We start from the raw sequence: 16,903 nt of genomic DNA, 5'->3' as shown, positions 1-16,903 counted from the left end.
CCTATGCATGATGATCATGTTTACCGCAAGCATAATCACGATCAAACACAAACCATTTCATTACTAAATATAGTGAAGGTATGAGTAGAACTAACCCTCCAACAAACGCTATCACTAATGCTATCGCCATTGTTTCATTTGTAAAGCTATCATAGACCGACAAATGCGGATACAGTAAATACGGATAATGTGAAATACCATAGCCGAAAAATGCAAAGCCAAACTGAGCGACCATTAAAAAGACGGCTATACCATAGTTTTTCTTTTTATATAAAAGAATTAATGTTATAAGAAATAGCACACCCGAAATGGCGAAAAGCCACCACAGATTTAACATATTTTCATAATGCTCAGGCACATGTCCCTTTAACTCCACCATAATCCCTATTACACTTATTACGAGCGGCAAAGACCAACCGAGCGCATATTTTCTCATTAAATCTGAAGCATGTTCATCTCGTGCTCTTTTCCCATACCATGTTAAAAAAACAGCCGAAATATACAAAACTGCCACTATACTTAATAGCACAATAGACCAAGTTAACGGATTCGTGAAAAGTTTAGCCATCTGCAAATGCGGTTCTTTATTTACCATTTTCACGAACCCTCCCTCAGATATCGTTAACACAATAGAAAGGGATGCTGGTATAAATAAACCAGTAATTCCGTACATCATCGTATAACCAATGTGTCCACCTTTTTCACTGTAGGATTCAAATGCATAATAACTCCCTCTAATTGCTATCAATATTAATGAGATACTGACTGGCACTAGCAAAATTGTACCGTAATAATAAGCCGTTTGAGGAAAGAAACCTACCATTCCAACAAAGAAAAATACAAGGAAGACATTGGTGATTTCCCATACCGGAGATAAATAGCGCTTAATAATATTAGCTAGTATTTGGTCTTTTCCAATCAAGACACTATAAGCATTAAAGAAGCCCGCTCCAAAGTCTATGGACGCAACAATGACATAGCCAAAAAGAAATAACCATAGTACTGAAATTCCTAATATCTCTAAGCTCATTGCCCTGCACATCCTTCCACTTGTTTATGTTCTTCAATTTCAAGTTCAATTGGATTGTTACGGAACATACGAATAAGTACGACGATACTTCCTATCGCTAATACAATGTACAGCCCTGCAAATAGTATGAGCATAGTATCGACTTGACCACTTGTTGTGGCAGCTTCAGCCGTTTTCATATAACCACGAAGTATCCATGGCTGGCGTCCTACTTCCGCAAACCACCAGCCTGCCTCTACAGCAATAAGCGATAATGGACCACTTGCTACTACTATTCTATTGAAGCTTTGTGAAGAAATAAACTTCCATCCCCGCCACTTCCCTAGCACATAACTAACTGCTACGACTATTAATAAAGCTCCGATTACTACCATGATGTCAAACAAATAATGGATATAAAGTGGTGGCTGTTCATCGTTCGAAAATTGGTCTAAACCTTTTACTTCAGCAAAAGGATTATTATGCGCCAATACACTTAATGCGTATGGTACTTTAATGGCGTATTTCACTTCTTGTCCATCCAGCATGCCGAATAGCACAAGTGAAGCATCCTCTTTTGTTTCAAAATGCCATTCAGCAGCAGCTAACTTTTCTGGTTGATATTCAGCTAAATACTTCCCTGAAAAGTCACCTACAACGAGTGCCGCTAGCGAAAATACTAGTCCAAGTTTTAACAAAAGATGGAAGGCTTTTTTATGATACACATGCTTCGATCCTCGCAGCATACGGTATGCCGCAATAGAAGCTAATAAAAATGCTGCTGTCATATAAGATGTTACTAATACATGTGCTACCTTCGTTGGCATTGCGGGATTTAACATAGCCAATACCGGTTGAATATTTACAAGCTCTCCATCTACAAGGTCAAAGCCCTGTGGCGCGTTCATAAATGCATTCACAATCGTAATAAAAACAGCGGACATAGATGCACCAATAGCTACCGGGATCAATAATAAAAGATGTCTCTTTGGATTTTTGAATCGATCCCATGTATATAAATAAAGCCCTAAGAAAATTGCTTCAACAAAGAACGCGAACGTTTCCATAAACAATGGTAATGCGATTACCTGACCAGCCAATTCCATAAAGTTTGGCCATAGTAGTGATAGCTGCAATCCAATCGCAGTACCAGTGACAACTCCAATTGCCACAGTAATTACAAACCCTCTTGCCCATCTTCTTGCGAGCAATAAATAGTGTTCGTCATTATTTTTCAATCCAACCCATTGAGCAATCATGATCATTAAAGGTATACCGACGCCAATTGTTGCGTAAATGATATGGAATGACAATGTTAACTCTGTTAAGGCTCGACTCCACATTACAGCTGAATCATTCATTTTATTTCATCTCCTAGGTACTAAAAATTCTCCCAATTATCGAAAGAAACATTATTCCAGCTACTAAAAAACTTATAAGTATCAGCTTTTTCTCATGTGATTTATACGTAGCAACCTTTTGTTTTTTCATCATAGTAAATCAACCCAAATTTTAATTGCTGTCGCTAAGATGAGTACTGCTAAAATACTTTGCAAAATTTTCGTATTCATTTTTTTACCTATTTTTGCGCCAAGTGGAGCCGCCAGTAAACTTGCCACTATCATGATGACTGCAGGATAGTAATCAACTTGCCCTGTCATTAACTTTCCGATTGTCCCTCCGATTGATGAGATAAACGTAATTGCTAGGCTAGTGGCAATCGTCATACGCGTTGGAATACCGAGCACTACAAGCATTATCGGAACAAGCAAGAAACCACCTGCAGCACCAACAATCCCTGAACCAATCCCGACAATAAATGCTAAAATTGCCGCTAGTAGCTTGTTGAATGTTACTTCATTCATCGGCTTATCATCGATTTGTTTCTTAGGAACAAACATCATCACAGCTGCAATCAATGCTAAAACGCCGTATACGATATTCACACTGTTTTCAGATAAAAACTGTGATCCGTAACTCCCAACAAAGCTACCAGCTAAAATTGCTCCACCCATATAAATAATGAGAGGCTTATTAAGATAGCCACCCTTTCGATATGCCCAAACACCTGCTATCGACGCAAAAAACACTTGTACCGCACTGATGCCCGAAACTTCATGTGCTGAAAATGCGACTAAGCCAAAAAGTGGCGGTATATAGAGTAGCATTGGGTATTTAATGATTGAACCGCCTATTCCCAACATACCGGACACAAAAGATCCAACGAATCCAATCAAGAAAATGACAATTATAAATGTTATATCCACTGTGCTTGCATCTCCTTTTATTTATGTGCTTTCAGTATAGTCCTGCTGTAATTTCAGACATATAGGGGTTTTCCACTATTAGCTTTACTCACTGTGACAATATTGCAAATTATTTTGGATAGAATCAATTGGCATAATTACGTCCAGAGTCGGTTTTTGTGGCAGCAGCAGTTTTTTTGCGCGAAAGCGTAGCGCCAGCAGCAGATGTTTTTTGCGTGAAAGCGTAGCGGCAGCAGCAACATAAGGGCTGACACGATGTCGGTCATTTCGGTATTGCCACAGTACGTGGCGTTCTTAGACTGAGTTTCTCTATTCCAGCAGATGTTTGGATATTTACTGAACGGAGATAAAAAAAGACCACCCACGTCCGAGCGATCTTCTGTAACCAATTTAATGCTTTAGATATTATTTTTTCATAGGACATAGCACACAGCTTCTAACAACAAGAGGTTTTTACATATAGTTATTTGCAAGCCCATACTGAATAAGCTCAGCTTTATTACTTAAATCGAGCTTTTGCATAATATTTGATTTATGATTTTCAACCGTTTTACTACTAATATATAGCTGCCCAGCAATTTGGATATTCGTATACCCTAAAACCGTTAACCTCATTATCTCCTGCTCACGCACAGTTAAAATACATTGATCTTCATGCCCTTTATGTTCAAATAATTTATCCAACTGCTCCTGTGGAAGACCAACGTTGTAATATATGCGACCACTATATACAGCATGGATAGCCTCATAGAGAATTCCACCTTGACTATTTTTTAAAATATAGCCATGGGCTTCAACAGCAATCGCTTTTTGAATATAAGCAACTTCATTGTGCATTGTTAACATAATAATTTTCACGTTAGGCATTTGCTTATGAATTTCTTGAGTAGCCGTAAATCCATCTAACCCATTCGGAATGGATACGTCCATCAAAATGACATCCGGGTTTAATGATATTGCCTGAGTGATCGCCTCCGCTCCATCACCCGCTTCACCTACAACTTCTATATCCATATAATTTTCCAATAAAAGAACAATTCCTTTACGGATTAGCACATGATCATCTACTACTAAAACACGAATCATCTAAAGTCATCCTTCCAATTAGGTACTTGGATACTAATTTGTGTACCTTTATTGTGAGCTGAAGTAATTTTAAAAAATCCGCCTAATAATGTAATTCGCTCCTCCATATGCTTTAAGCCAAGCCCTTCCTTCTTCACTTCCTGTAGATTAAATCCTACGCCATCATCTTCTATATGGAGCGTTAAATTGGTAGCTTTCTTCTCGAGCCGAATGACAACTTTAGAAGCTTTCGCATATTTGGTGATATTGTGTAAAGCCTCCTGTACGACGCGATAAATATTGATTTCTACAGATGGATGACAACGTTCTTCAAAATCTGTTTCTAACGATATAGTAATATCAGGATGTACCTTTTGCACCGAATCGACAAGAGTGCCTAATGTAGGTGTAATCCCTAACTGATCAATACTATGAGGGCGAAGTTGATAGGAGTACAATTTAATATCATTCATTACTTGCTCTAGCTCATTGCGTACTTCTTCAATATACGTATTTAGCTTTTCATTGTCTTTGACATAAGATTCAATTGCTTGTAGTGCAACAGATACTGTATATAATGATTGGCCAACGCCATCATGTAATTCCTGCGCAAGCCTTTTATGTTCTTCCTCTTTTGCCTCAATCAGCTTTTTAATAATAAGCTTTGAAATCCGGGCCTCTTCTTCCTTTAACTGAAGGGTCTGATCTCGCAATACTAGCAGAAACTCTTGCTCGTTCGTTTTACCGTCTGTATACATCAATGCCGTGCTCATTTCAACATCTATCTTACTACCATGATACGTCGGCATTTTCGATAAAAAATAGGGAATTTCATTATGCTCTATTAAATAACATGTATGTTCGCTTGGAGACTTTTGACGGTTTTCACAAAATGAACAAAAAGGCACTCGATCTCCTAATTTCCACCCTGTTAACCGCTCCGCCGAGGGATTCATCATTAAAATCTCACGTTTGTGATTCATAATCATAATTCCATCTTGAATATATTGAAATATTTGCTGTAAATATAGCTGTTCTTTCTCCAATTTAAACACACTCCAGACTTAAAATTGAAAGTACAACAAGAATCAATGCATTCCTTTAAATTTCCTTGCTACTCATACTTCGCCCTATACTTTTTCTTCTATCATGCTATAACTCTTAACTTCATGCCCTGCTTTCCGAATGATACGAACACTCATATTTTTTTCTAACTGCGTTGATGCAATAATATGAAGGGGCTTTTTTGGTAGTTCATGTATGTGACGGACCAAATAGGAAATCGGTAAATTTAATGCATTTGGTGTAAGTGATTTGTAAGAATCATTATAATCACGTACATCCACTATCGCCGTTCCCGCATTTAACTCTCGCGGTAAACACTCCTGTATTTGACGTACTGGGACATGGCGTTTATAAATAATTCTACCAATAATAAGAAGGAATATACTCAAACTTACAATAATCATTTTTTAACCCCTTTTAACGAGAAAAAGGTTGTCTAAATTCGTTTCGCTCTTACAGACGAGGTCTCATCATTCATTTTTATTCAACGATTTCTACTTCTCATCTTCTAAAGTGCTAAGCAAAGAAAAATAGCAGACTAGTATTACTAGTATGCTATTTTCTTCTAGAACAACCTCTTTAAATTAAACTTTCTTTTTTAGCCATTACCGCTTGTTGCCAGGCCATGTAGCCACCTGTTAAATTTACAATGTTATGAATGCCATTTGCTTTTAGTACACTTACAGCAATTGCAGAACGAGCGCCGCCTTGGCATTGTACAACAATTTTTTTATCTGTTTGCAATTCATCTAAACGTTTAGATAATGTACCAACCATAATATGTTGAGCGTTTTCAATATGCCCCGCATCATATTCTGTTTGATTGCGCACATCCAGCACATGAACTTTTTCACTTTCAATTAATGGTTTCGCTTCTAAAGGCGTTATATTTTCATAACTTTCTAGAGCATTAGCCTCTTTCAAAATTTTCGTTACATCCCCATAACCAACAACATTGTCGATACCAATAGAACGTAAAGCTATTAAAATATCATCCAGTTGCGAAGGATTAATTAGTAAATATAATGGTTTTGTATAATCTACTAGCCAACCAGCCCAATTTGTCAAAGAATTATTGCAAGGAATGTTTAGTGTACCTGCGATAAATCCTTGTGAAAAGTCTTCCGCTGGACGTGTATCAATAACCTGCTTTCCATCCGCAAGAAGTTGAGCAACCTCTTCATAGCTTGACACGACCTTCACGGGTGATAGATTTTTAAGAAGCTCTATCCCTACTTTATTGACACGCTTCATAACAGCGAAATAATAAGGAGGTTCCGGTTGCCCATCTAGTAACGCGTCAATAAATTTTTGCTCATCATCAAATTGCATAGCCCAGTTGAATTGTTTCTCATACCCTACTGTTGAAGACGGCACAGCTCCTAATGCTTTACCACAAGCACTTCCTGCTCCATGAGCCGGCCAAAGCTGCATGTAATCTGGTAAAGCCTTAAAGCGTTCTAATGATTTAAACATTGCTTTGGCGCCCGATAGTGATGTACCCTGAATTCCAGCAGCTTTTTCTAGTAAATCAGGTCGTCCAATATCACCTACAAAAACAAAGTCCCCCGTAAAAATCCCCATTGGTTTATCTGCTACACCGCCACGATCCGTTAATAAGAAGGAGATACTTTCAGGCGTATGTCCAGGTGTATGCATAACTTTAAAGATAAGATTACCTATACTAAATTCATCACCATCTTTTAATAATTGATGGGGAATACCTTCCAGATTTTGATATTTCCAATCAGCATCCCCTTCATCGGAAATATACATCTTTGTTCCAACACGATCTGCTAACTCACGAGACCCCGCTACAAAATCAGCATGAATATGCGTTTCTAATGCGCCAACAATTTGCATCTTCTCTTTTTCTGCTAATGCAAGATAGGGTTCAATATTACGCATCGGATCAACGATAACCATTTCTCCCTTCGCCTGACATCCCACAACATAAGAAGCGTGTGCTAATTTTTCATCGTAAAAATATCGTAATAACATGTTAAAACTCCCCTTTATACTCAGTTTTTTTCTTTTAAAATATCTAATGCCGATTGGACATAATTCAGTGTTTTTTGAACAGCAGGATCTTTCAGCCATTTAACAATTGAAAAAACATTAATATGCTGAGGCTTTTCTTCTGCTCTTTGCTGTACCATTTTTACGAAATCTAAACCTGTCTTTCCTTTTTCAACATATGGATCGATATAGCTCTTTAAATTATTCATTGTATAGTCTGTTGTTTGTTTATCCTGAAGTACTGCTTTTCCAAAATCAACGATGTTTTCTAACTGATGAATGATTTGAACAAGCTTTGGCAATTTCTCTATAAGCTGCACAATAGCTGTTATCGTTTCTGAGCCTACATTATAAGTAGTGATAAATTGTTCGTATCGATTTATTGTCTTTTCATCCGTCAATACCGCTTTCCCAAAATCCACAACATTTTCAGCTGAATCTATCGTTTGCTCTACATTCGGTAATTTATCCAACAATCGCTGTAAAGAGTGTCGAACTTCTGGTTTCTCAAGCGTTTCAATTATTCGATATAATTCTTCGCTCATACTTACCGTAGCATTAGCCATGCTTGTCGCCTCCCTTCATTTGTAATTACATTGTGCCTTTCAACATGCCATCCCAGTACATGACAGGCAGTAAATCCTTTTTCATGAAATACATACTGGATCTTTCCACCGCCTGGTTAAAAGGCATCGATTCGACAGGCTCTTTATTGTAATCAAACTCAGCTAGTATCAGTTTGTTGTAGCCTGTTACAATCGGGCAAGAAGAGTAGCCATTATACATTTGTGTCATTGGCTGTTGGCGCATTAATGCAATAAGATTTTGTGCAATAACAGGCGCTTGCTTGCGTATAGCTGCACCCGTTTTGGAGGTTGGGAGATTGGCATTATCACCTATCCCAAACACATTGCTATACTTTTTATGTTGCAAAGTAAATTTGTCGACATCTACCCAGCCACATTCGTCCGCTAATGCACTTGTTCGAATAAATTCAGGTGAACACATATAAGGTGTTACATGAATCATGTCGTATTTAATTTCTTCTAATAGGCCCGTATCTAAATTTTCAAAGATAGCTGTTTTTTCATCAGCCTTAATTTCAATCAAATTTCGTCGGAATCGAGCATCAATATTTTTCCGCTCAATTACCTTTTCAAGTGCTTCACGGTATTTTAAAACATCGAAAATTGCTGGATTGGCCGAACCAAAAATAACGTTAATATTGTCACGAACATTGACGTTATTAAAATGGTCCTCTGCTAAATGCATAATTTTCTGTGGAGCACCGCCACATTTTACTGGCGTGTTTGGATGTGTAAATAATGCTGTTCCCTCTTTAAAATTACGGATCGTTTCCCACGTATAATCCACATGCTCAAAAGAGTAATTGCTGCATACACTTTTAGTCCCAAGTGCTTCCTTCAGCCCTTTAATAGCACCCCAGTTTATCTCTATCCCACCAGCGACGACTAAAAAATCATACGTGTACGTTGTACCATTTTGTGTTAGCACCTGGTTTTGATTGGGATCAAAACTACTAACAGCTTCTTTTAACCAAACAGCTCCTTTAGGAATAACGGACCTCATTTCACGTTCTGAGTCCCATTTATTAGCTGCACCACCTCCCACCAATGTCCAGAGTGGTTGATAATAATGTTTTTCTGCAGGATCTATGATGGCAATCTCCCCTTGAAGCGAATGAGATTGACGAAGTAAACGTGCAGCTACGGAAATACCAGCCGTTCCTCCTCCAACGATGACTACTTTAAAAGAAGTCTTCATGTGTACATCCTCCTTATCATGCTGTCTTTCGTATACAACTTTTACACCTTAATAATAGGTATAAGAGAGAGCTGTTCATATAGGGGTAATCCCCTAAAAAATTACACACCAATACTCAAATAGCACAAAAAGGCAGTACAAGGTGAATGTTTCATCACTTGTACTGCCCAAATTAACAGTGTTTTCTTTACTTTATCAATCTAAAACGAGCTCATAATCATAACGCGGTGTTGTTTGTTCGAGGCCAAAAAGCGCCTATTTACATTTAAACTTTATGATGAACACTGTACCTTCCGCTCCCGATTGGACACTAATGGTACTATTGTGTAAATCAATTAATTGCTTAGTAATCGCCAATCCTAGGCCTGTCCCCGTTGTATCGTCCGTAGTATTCGTCCCTCGATAATATCGCTCAAAGAGGTTATCGAGCTCCTCTTGAGGAATTCCTGGACCTTGGTCGGCGATTGTCAGCATAATCTCCTGTCCTATATTTTGCGCTTCTACATTTACCTTTGTACCGTCAGGCGTATATTTTTTAGCATTCGTTATGAGATTATCTAAAATGCGCTTTAATAAAAGCTCGTCCGCTTCCAACATCACATCCCCATATACGTTTACAGACACTTGCTCATCTGCAAATTGAGGTAACCACACATTAAGTGGTATTAATACTTTTTCAAGCTTGATCGCTCTATTTTTTAATTGGTACGTATAGGTTAAGTCTTTTATAAGGGCATCCATGTACGTTGCCTTCTCCTGCATCGTAGTTGCAAAGACACGCATTTCTTCCTTCGACCACTCATAATCCTCCGAAGCTAGCATTGTTGAATAACCATAAATAGAGCTTAACGGTGTCTTTAAATCATGGGATAAGCCTGTTATCCATTCCTCACGTAATTGCTCTGCATGCTTAATTTGCCTTTCGTTGGAAGAGAGGCGATTTGATAAGTTATTAATCGATTCATCGACGGGCTGAAATAATTTAAATTTCCTTTTTAATTTTCCTGTCTTTCGATGATGGATATTTTTATCTCTTACTTTACTGTAGTCAAACTGCGTCAGTCGCTCGATACGAGATAATACATAAACGAGTGGACGTACAAATTGACGAGAAATGCTAATCGATAAAAAGATGATCCCTATTAACAAGATAATATGTCCCCCAAAGAAGACGGAAACAAATAACACCATCGCTTTATTAAAAGGCTCGTCAAATGGTTTGTACGCTGGATTCGGCATACGTACAACTAGTGTCGAGCCATCCTCTAAAGCAGTATTTCTCGACAGCTCTTTATACTCAAAAATATCGTAATTCTCTTCCAACAATTGAGGCTTATGGAGCTTCTTATGACGTTCACCAATGACTTCTACCCGATCCCACTGCCCATTATAAATTTCAACAGATGCCTTCTTATCCTGCAAACGTTGGCGCAGTTCTGAAGAAATCTCCCCTTTATCCTTCCAATCTCGAACTACTTCCTCAAAAAGCGGTTGGACAGGTAAAGCCGGAAGGAATAACAAATGGTATTTAGGAATCTCCCACGTGTGCATCCCTGGCCGTTTAAGAGTCATTATTTCGTTATCTGTCATACTACATAATTCACATGTGTCTCCCGTGTAATCAACAATGTCCATCGATTGATTGAACAAATACAATTGCCCCAAGTTCTCCTCAGCTCGCTTCGCTAAGTAATCGGCAATCTTAATAGATTTCCCTTTTTCTACGACAGCATCATCTTTAATCTCAGAGACACTCATTATATGAATATCGTCACCGACATGATGATTAATAAAGTATGCAAAAGACACCAAACTTATAATAAAGCCAGTAATGATTAGTAAATAAAAAATGATGAAATAAGATACAAAACGAAGTGTTAATCTCCTAGCTGGCTTCATGAATGAACATCTCCAACCAGTTTATAACCAATCCCCCTTACAGTAATAATGCAAGTTGGTTTACCCGGATTCTTTTCTATTTTTTCTCGCAGTTTTCGAATATGAACCATCACAGTATTATCATCAAACAAACAGTCACCCCATACACGCTCATAAATTTGCTCTTTTGATAATACTTGCCCTACGTTTTCACATAAATACTTCAATAAGTAAAATAATCGTCCGCTAATAATTTCTTTTGTACCATTTACAGTCACCTCAGCTGCATCCATATCGAATGTAAATCGACTACATGAAAATAAATGACTACTCGGAGCATCTTTTTTCTTCATATATCTGGTAAGCTGAACCTTCACCCTCGCAACAAGCTCAAGTGGATTAAATGGCTTCGTAATATAATCGTCTGCACCGTTCATAAAACCGCGAAGCTTATCTGCATCACTACCTTTTGCCGTTAAAAAGAAGATAGGCGCTTCACTTTGCTCTCGAATCATATTCGCCATATCAAGTCCGCTACCATCCGGGAGCATAATATCTAATAGATAGAAATCAAAAACCTTCGTTTCAATTTTCCTTTTTGCTTCTTGAACAGTGCCGCAAAGTGTAATGTTTAAAAATCCTTCTTTTCTTAAGATAATTTCAATCATTTCTGCAATTGCACGTTCGTCCTCTAATACTAAAATTGATGCGTCTTGCATGCTATCACCTTCTTTTAAGAATACTTTAAGGTAGCCATCATTTCACGATAAGCTTTCTCCACTACAATATGTATAAGATAACCAATTAAGGAGATAAAACGCAATGACAACTAACCGTGTTACTTTTATTGATACAATGCGTGGTTTTAGTTTATTCGGCATCTTAATGGCGAATTTATTGATTTTCCAGTTCGGCATGTATGGCAAAGATGAACCAAAAGATCTATCCCTCCTCGATAATGGAGCGTGGTATTTTGTAAAAATCTTTATAGAGGGATCATTTATGCCGATCTTCACCATTTTATTTGGCTTCTCTCTTATTAAGCTTATAGAGTCTATTCGTAGAAAAAAAGATAAGAGTCGATGGTCCATTTTACGCCGCGCAACAGGGCTAATTGCTTTAGGTTTACTACATTCAACATTTTTATGGGATGGCGATATTTTATTTTCCTACGGGATGATGATATTGTTTTTAATTCCATTTATTAATCGTAAACCGAAAACTTTATTCATTTGGGCTGGTATCTTCTTAGTACTTATTACTAGCTTATCATTTGGTTCCACAGAAGAAACGAAAAAAGAACAGCAAGAGTTAGCAACCTATGTAGAAAAAGCCGACAATGTATACGCTAACGGGAGCTACTTAGACATTTTTAATTTCCGTGCAAATGATGTACCTCCGGGTATGGATGATGCAGGATTAGTCTTTGTCTTATTAGTGTTCCTTGCACCAATGTATACTTCTGCATTGACCCTATTCGGCATGGGGCTTGCTAAAAAGCAAGCTTTTGTGAATATGGAAGATGAAAAGAAATGGTATAAGCTCGGCGCTCTTCTTGTTCCAATTGGGCTAGCTTTAAAGAGTTTGAGTTTTATTATAGAAAGCAATTTTTCCGGTATGCTGTTAATAGGTGGATCTGAATTATTAGCAGTTGGCTATGTCTGCCTTGCAGCTTTAATATATAAAACTCGCTTAGTACAACGTCTCGCTCCTGCCTTTGAGAGTGTTGGTAAACTATCATTAACTAATTATCTAATGCAAACTATTATTTGTACAACAGTATTTTATGGATATGGTCTAGGCTTATACGGCAAGTTAGGCGTGTTTGGCGGTATTTTATTTGGAATCGTCGTGTACAGCTTGCAATGTGTTTTCAGCCTTGCCTATTTCAAGAAATTTAAACGTGGACCATTTGAATCTGTACTGCGAGTATGGACGAATTGGTCTTGGAACGGACAGATTAAAATAAAACAGAAAGGAAGTACTTTACATGAATAGTGACTCCAAAGAGGACTTTACTGATACATGGTGGTTCTTAGGAATCTGTACTGCTGTAGCTGCCATTTTAACACTATTTGCTTTTTAATCTAACAATCAACTTTACTTGGGAACAACTATACAACAATATCTTGCAATTCGTTTTCATTCGCCCCCTACTGTATACTATGACTACACATACTATACAGCTTAGGGGGCGTTTTTTTGCTACAGCGAATTATTATTACTGGCTATAGACCACATGAATTGGGCATTTTTAATGACAAGCACCCCGGCATTGCCATTATAAAAAAAGCACTCGAAAACCGCCTGCGTATATTGATCGATGAAGGTTTAGAATGGGTAATTATTAGTGGCCAGCAAGGTGTAGAAACATGGGCTGCTGAGGTTATTCTTATGTTAAGAAAGGAATTTCCTCATTTAAAATATTCTGTTATCACTCCTTTTTTAGAGCAAGAAAAAAATTGGCAAGAACATAAAAAAGAGAAATATCAAGCATTAATAGCTCAAGCAGACTTTGTAACGAGTGTAACGAAAAAACCATACGAGGCTCCGTGGCAATTTATCGAAAAGGATAAATTCATTATTCAAAATACAGATGGTCTGCTGCTTATTTATGATGAAGAAAATGAAGGCTCCCCGAAATATATGAAACGTCTAGCAGAAAAATATATGGAAACACATGACTATATACTTTTGATGATTACCGCTTATGATTTACAAATAGTAGCTGAAGAAATGCAGCAACAAGATTGGTAGGGAAAATATTGCTATAATTTTCCGATAATTATATACTTGAGCTAGTAATAGCGCGTGGTTGATCTCCGTTCCGACTGGGCTCTTTCCAGGGGGCGTCCGATGAGCCGCTTCAATCCACTTATATAAAAAAATATCATCTCTAACTTTAGATGATAAGTATTAGCAATAGTTACTTCTTTTTTAAAAATTCACGTCTTTTTTCTACCCTTTAGTGCTAATTTCCGAAAAGGAGCTGCTAACATTTGAGTAAAAAAATCGAAATGGTTCTTGAGTCGTCGCCGGTGAATGTTTCTCATGATACGTACCGCAGGGAGTGCAAATATACACGCGGGATTCATATTGAAGAACAAGAGTTTAAAGCAATTTTAAATGCAATGTGCCACGATTCTCGCTTGTATTTTGACTTCCATAATCCACGCAGAGAGATTAAAAAGGGAACATATTTAAATGGACACTCTGGGTTAGCCCATAGTATTTATAATTATTATAAAACAAATCATAACATTGAACTGACCGAGATTATAAACGGCAAAGACTTTTATGTAAAAATAATATAAAAATTCCATATTATTAAAGTGGGTTGTTCTTACATAGCAACCCACTTTTATGTCCGTAAAAAGAGCTACCCTATATAGAGAGGGCACTGAAAAACTTACGTTTTCATAAAAGCGAACCTTTCTCAGATAAAAATAAGGCATTTCTTGTTCAATTTTGAACAGGAAGTGCCTTATTTCTGTCTCTATTCCTTATTCCTTATTTATTTTCGTTTAATAGCTTTAATATCCGTTTTAAATTGACAGCGAATATCGTTGTAGCACCTTGAATTTCCATGCCAAATAGACCCGCAGTCGATGCCGTATCGTACCCGTGTCCGTTTTTAATTCGCTATTCTTCGCTTCTACTTTGTAGCGATTTGCGGCTAATTGCTTAAATGCTTCCGTATTTTGAAATGCCTCTTGTTCGGCATGTGTATCCGACTTCATTGTGACAGAATATGTTTTACTTTTTACGCCTTCTTTATAACAGCCATCTCTCATTGGACATACTTTGCATTTTTCAATGTCAAAATAAAATGTCTGACTTTGACTCATACTCGTTCCTTTTTTACCCGTACGTGCTTTTGATTTGAAATCATCGGGGGCACCACCTGCACATTAGTTCTTTTATTATATAGGAAAGCGTGACTAAAATAATAGTGTGATACATTGCGTTGTTTGGAGAAGCATCGCTCGACTCCTGCGGGAAAGCGAGACAGACGAGACCCCGCACGAAGCGAAGCGTAGGAGGAGGCTCGGCGCTCGCCCGCGGAAAGCGAGCGGAATGCTTCGGAAAACAACAGTAGAATCACAGTGCCAAATGAAAAAAGCGAGGTATTCAACGATTTACTCGTTAAATACCTCGCGATGTGAGAAGATATAGACTTTTTCAGTGCCCTCCGTCTAGCTTCCCTACACTTTATTATTTAAATAAGCTGCCAACAGCGGTAATAGATGTCGCCAAATCTTTCCGATATTTTTGATGCTGTTCGTCCAGACTGTTTATATTAACCTCGTTCCCAGCAAGCGAAGAATGTACGTAAAGGTTGTCGCCTAAATATAGTGCAATATGTCCTGGGAAGTATAATAAGTCTCCCTTTTGTATGTGTTCTAGGGATATTTCCTGGATAGGAAAACCTTCAACGATTTTGGCATCGCGATAAATATATACTCCGTTTAGCATATATGCCATAGAACATAGACCTGAGCAATCAATACCTAACGGCGATTTTCCTCCCCAGCGATAGGGTGTTGCTAAATAGCTAAGCGCCGTTTGAACTACATTTTCTCGTAATTGTTGCTCGGATAAGCTATTTTCTGGAATTTTTTCTTGTAACCATTGCCTACGTACATAACCAATCTCTTCTGCCACTAATTGCACTGCTGCCCATTCAGGATCTAGCTCGCCAATAGCCGTTGAACAGATGATTGAGCCTTTAACGAGTGTCATCATTTTCGGACTCTGAATTCGAGGCTCCTGCAAAACATCAGCGAAGCTTTGGCTAATAAAATGATTCGCTTCTTGTAGCCAGATGTCCGTTTTTGCAGCATCCACCAGGAAGTTATCCTTCTGGCAATAACCTTCATAGCGATAAGCAGTTTGTATGCGGATCCAGTTCTTATCCACTACTTCTATAATTCGGACAACCATTCCATATAGTAGCTCATCCACTATTTCTGAAACTGCTTCTGGCTTTGCATGTAAATTTGCAATCATAGATGTCACAATGGCATTCACTCTTTCATCTCCTTTCTCTTTACCAAATAATCATAAACAACTTTGGATATTCGACCAATTAGCTGCCTTGCATGATCATTGCTAGTAACCTCAGTGACGAAAACGCCAATTAGATAATCCCGAGAGCTGTTGTAGACAATTCCAACATCATGATCTACTGTATCAAGACCACCTGTTTTATGAGCAACTTTCACATCATCTACTAAGTAACGTTTTAGTGATTCGTGTACACGTTGACGACTTAAAATATCTATCGCTACCTCACTAAATGCTGATGATAACAAGTCCCTACGATAAATTCTTGCAAATAGCAGTGCCATATCTCTTGCCGTCGTTGTATTATCGAAGTCTTTTGCTAGCCTTTCGAAATCCATCATCTTTCGTTGAATGGTAGTTTGCAGCAGCCCAATTTGACGAAAATATTGATTGAGTGTATCTATCCCTAGAACATCGATTAATACATTTGTTGCTGTATTATCACTCATAATAATCATCCACACTAAAAGCTCATAGATAGTACTTTGCTCTAAACGCTGTTCACTAATAACACTAAAATCAACCCATTCTTCTGGTGCTATCATAATCTCTTGCTCTAATGATAGGTTGTTGCTTTCTACATAATTTAGAACAGCAAGCAATATAGGCACCTTAATTAAACTTGCACTGGAAAATGGGTCTTCTAGTTTTTCGCTAATAAAAAAATGCTCCGTCTTACAATCTTTCACAAACATATGCACTTTATAGGGAGCTTTTTGAAGAATCCGTGTAATCGTTTGCTTCATAA

Annotated in this window: 16 protein-coding genes and 1 pseudogene; 3 read left to right on the top strand and 14 right to left on the bottom strand. The window is 37.8% G+C overall.

What is annotated here, in order from left to right; genetic code table 11:
* Position 1 precedes the first annotated feature (1 nt).
* The 11 genes from MY533_RS07945 to MY533_RS07895 form a co-directional block, all read right to left on the bottom strand.
* On the bottom strand, positions 2-1,030 hold the full coding sequence (locus tag MY533_RS07945; protein WP_248718667.1) for a cytochrome d ubiquinol oxidase subunit II: 1,029 nt from the start codon (positions 1,028-1,030) through the stop codon (positions 2-4).
* Positions 1,027-2,370 (bottom strand): cytochrome ubiquinol oxidase subunit I, encoded by a 1,344-nt coding sequence (locus tag MY533_RS07940; RefSeq protein WP_248718666.1) that lies wholly within the window; start codon positions 2,368-2,370, stop codon positions 1,027-1,029. The genes MY533_RS07945 and MY533_RS07940 overlap by 4 nt, the downstream gene beginning before the upstream one ends.
* Positions 2,371-2,499: 129 nt before the next feature.
* Positions 2,500-3,276: a sulfite exporter TauE/SafE family protein gene (locus tag MY533_RS07935; RefSeq protein WP_248718665.1), complete on the bottom strand. Its 777-nt coding sequence runs from the start codon at positions 3,274-3,276 to the stop codon at positions 2,500-2,502.
* A 453-nt stretch (positions 3,277-3,729) separates the two neighbouring features.
* On the bottom strand, positions 3,730-4,362 hold the full coding sequence (locus tag MY533_RS07930) for a response regulator (protein ID WP_248718664.1): 633 nt from the start codon (positions 4,360-4,362) through the stop codon (positions 3,730-3,732).
* Positions 4,359-5,396: a PAS domain-containing sensor histidine kinase gene (locus tag MY533_RS07925; protein ID WP_371873319.1), complete on the bottom strand. Its 1,038-nt coding sequence runs from the start codon at positions 5,394-5,396 to the stop codon at positions 4,359-4,361. The genes MY533_RS07930 and MY533_RS07925 overlap by 4 nt, the downstream gene beginning before the upstream one ends.
* Positions 5,397-5,471: 75 nt before the next feature.
* Positions 5,472-5,810 (bottom strand): rhodanese-like domain-containing protein, encoded by a 339-nt coding sequence (locus MY533_RS07920; RefSeq protein WP_248718662.1) that lies wholly within the window; start codon positions 5,808-5,810, stop codon positions 5,472-5,474.
* A 175-nt stretch (positions 5,811-5,985) separates the two neighbouring features.
* A complete protein-coding gene (locus MY533_RS07915) occupies positions 5,986-7,407 on the bottom strand; it encodes an MBL fold metallo-hydrolase (RefSeq protein WP_248718661.1) in 1,422 nt (473 codons plus the stop codon).
* A 20-nt stretch (positions 7,408-7,427) separates the two neighbouring features.
* Positions 7,428-7,991, bottom strand: a complete 564-nt coding sequence (locus MY533_RS07910) for a helical membrane plugin domain-containing protein (RefSeq protein ID WP_248718660.1) — start codon at positions 7,989-7,991, stop codon at positions 7,428-7,430.
* A 25-nt stretch (positions 7,992-8,016) separates the two neighbouring features.
* Entirely contained in the window at positions 8,017-9,210 is a 1,194-nt protein-coding gene (locus MY533_RS07905) for an NAD(P)/FAD-dependent oxidoreductase (RefSeq protein ID WP_248718659.1), read from the bottom strand.
* A 255-nt stretch (positions 9,211-9,465) separates the two neighbouring features.
* Positions 9,466-11,109: a sensor histidine kinase gene (locus MY533_RS07900; protein WP_132363820.1), complete on the bottom strand. Its 1,644-nt coding sequence runs from the start codon at positions 11,107-11,109 to the stop codon at positions 9,466-9,468.
* Complete coding sequence (locus tag MY533_RS07895; protein ID WP_248718658.1) at positions 11,106-11,807, bottom strand: response regulator transcription factor; 702 nt, start codon at positions 11,805-11,807, stop codon at positions 11,106-11,108. Before MY533_RS07895 ends, MY533_RS07900 begins: the two co-directional genes overlap by 4 nt.
* Before the next feature lie 103 nt (positions 11,808-11,910).
* Here MY533_RS07895 and MY533_RS07890 point away from each other — a divergent pair, with 103 nt between their 5' ends.
* The 3 genes from MY533_RS07890 to MY533_RS07880 all read left to right on the top strand — a co-directional run bounded on the left by MY533_RS07890 (position 11,911) and on the right by MY533_RS07880 (position 14,402).
* Positions 11,911-13,086 carry a DUF418 domain-containing protein gene (locus tag MY533_RS07890; RefSeq protein ID WP_132364866.1) on the top strand — a complete coding sequence of 392 codons (1,176 nt, stop codon included), beginning with the start codon at positions 11,911-11,913 and terminating at the stop codon, positions 13,084-13,086.
* A 204-nt stretch (positions 13,087-13,290) separates the two neighbouring features.
* Positions 13,291-13,845, top strand: a complete 555-nt coding sequence (locus MY533_RS07885) for an SLOG family protein (RefSeq protein ID WP_248718657.1) — start codon at positions 13,291-13,293, stop codon at positions 13,843-13,845.
* A 242-nt stretch (positions 13,846-14,087) separates the two neighbouring features.
* The gene (locus MY533_RS07880; protein WP_248718656.1) at positions 14,088-14,402 is read left to right on the top strand and encodes a hypothetical protein; all 315 of its coding nucleotides are present in this window, start codon (positions 14,088-14,090) and stop codon (positions 14,400-14,402) included.
* 196 nt (positions 14,403-14,598) lie between these two features.
* On the opposite strand, the pseudogene MY533_RS07875 reads toward MY533_RS07880, so the two are convergent.
* From MY533_RS07875 to MY533_RS07865, 3 genes and pseudogenes are all read right to left on the bottom strand, one after another.
* Positions 14,599-14,966 (bottom strand): annotated as a pseudogene (locus MY533_RS07875) (transposase); the annotation flags it as partial.
* A 337-nt stretch (positions 14,967-15,303) separates the two neighbouring features.
* Positions 15,304-16,119: an SH3 domain-containing C40 family peptidase gene (locus tag MY533_RS07870; protein WP_248718655.1), complete on the bottom strand. Its 816-nt coding sequence runs from the start codon at positions 16,117-16,119 to the stop codon at positions 15,304-15,306.
* Complete coding sequence (locus tag MY533_RS07865) at positions 16,116-16,901, bottom strand: serine hydrolase (protein WP_248718654.1); 786 nt, start codon at positions 16,899-16,901, stop codon at positions 16,116-16,118. Before MY533_RS07865 ends, MY533_RS07870 begins: the two co-directional genes overlap by 4 nt.
* Positions 16,902-16,903: the final 2 nt, after the last annotated feature.

Origin of the sequence: Lysinibacillus sp. Ag94 (assembly GCF_023242215.1) — a bacterium.
Classification (GTDB): Bacteria; Bacillota; Bacilli; order Bacillales_A; family Planococcaceae; genus Lysinibacillus.
Note: the sequence above shows the minus strand (reverse complement) of the source record. Positions and strands in the feature narration are given on the sequence as shown.

Excerpts from the sequence above, each read along its gene's own strand:
- MY533_RS07910 (WP_248718660.1), bottom strand. The coding sequence starts at position 7,991 with ATGGCTAATGCTACGGTAAGTATGAGCGAAGAATTATATCGAATAATT.
- MY533_RS07940 (WP_248718666.1), bottom strand. The coding sequence starts at position 2,370 with ATGAATGATTCAGCTGTAATGTGGAGTCGAGCCTTAACAGAGTTAACA.
- MY533_RS07895 (WP_248718658.1), bottom strand. The coding sequence starts at position 11,807 with ATGCAAGACGCATCAATTTTAGTATTAGAGGACGAACGTGCAATTGCA.
- MY533_RS07920 (WP_248718662.1), bottom strand. The coding sequence starts at position 5,810 with ATGATTATTGTAAGTTTGAGTATATTCCTTCTTATTATTGGTAGAATT.
- MY533_RS07930 (WP_248718664.1), bottom strand. The coding sequence starts at position 4,362 with ATGATTCGTGTTTTAGTAGTAGATGATCATGTGCTAATCCGTAAAGGA.
- MY533_RS07890 (WP_132364866.1), top strand. The coding sequence starts at position 11,911 with ATGACAACTAACCGTGTTACTTTTATTGATACAATGCGTGGTTTTAGT.
- MY533_RS07915 (WP_248718661.1), bottom strand. The coding sequence starts at position 7,407 with ATGTTATTACGATATTTTTACGATGAAAAATTAGCACACGCTTCTTAT.
- MY533_RS07865 (WP_248718654.1), bottom strand. The coding sequence starts at position 16,901 with ATGAAGCAAACGATTACACGGATTCTTCAAAAAGCTCCCTATAAAGTG.
- MY533_RS07945 (WP_248718667.1), bottom strand. The coding sequence starts at position 1,030 with ATGAGCTTAGAGATATTAGGAATTTCAGTACTATGGTTATTTCTTTTT.
- MY533_RS07900 (WP_132363820.1), bottom strand. The coding sequence starts at position 11,109 with ATGAAGCCAGCTAGGAGATTAACACTTCGTTTTGTATCTTATTTCATC.
- MY533_RS07905 (WP_248718659.1), bottom strand. The coding sequence starts at position 9,210 with ATGAAGACTTCTTTTAAAGTAGTCATCGTTGGAGGAGGAACGGCTGGT.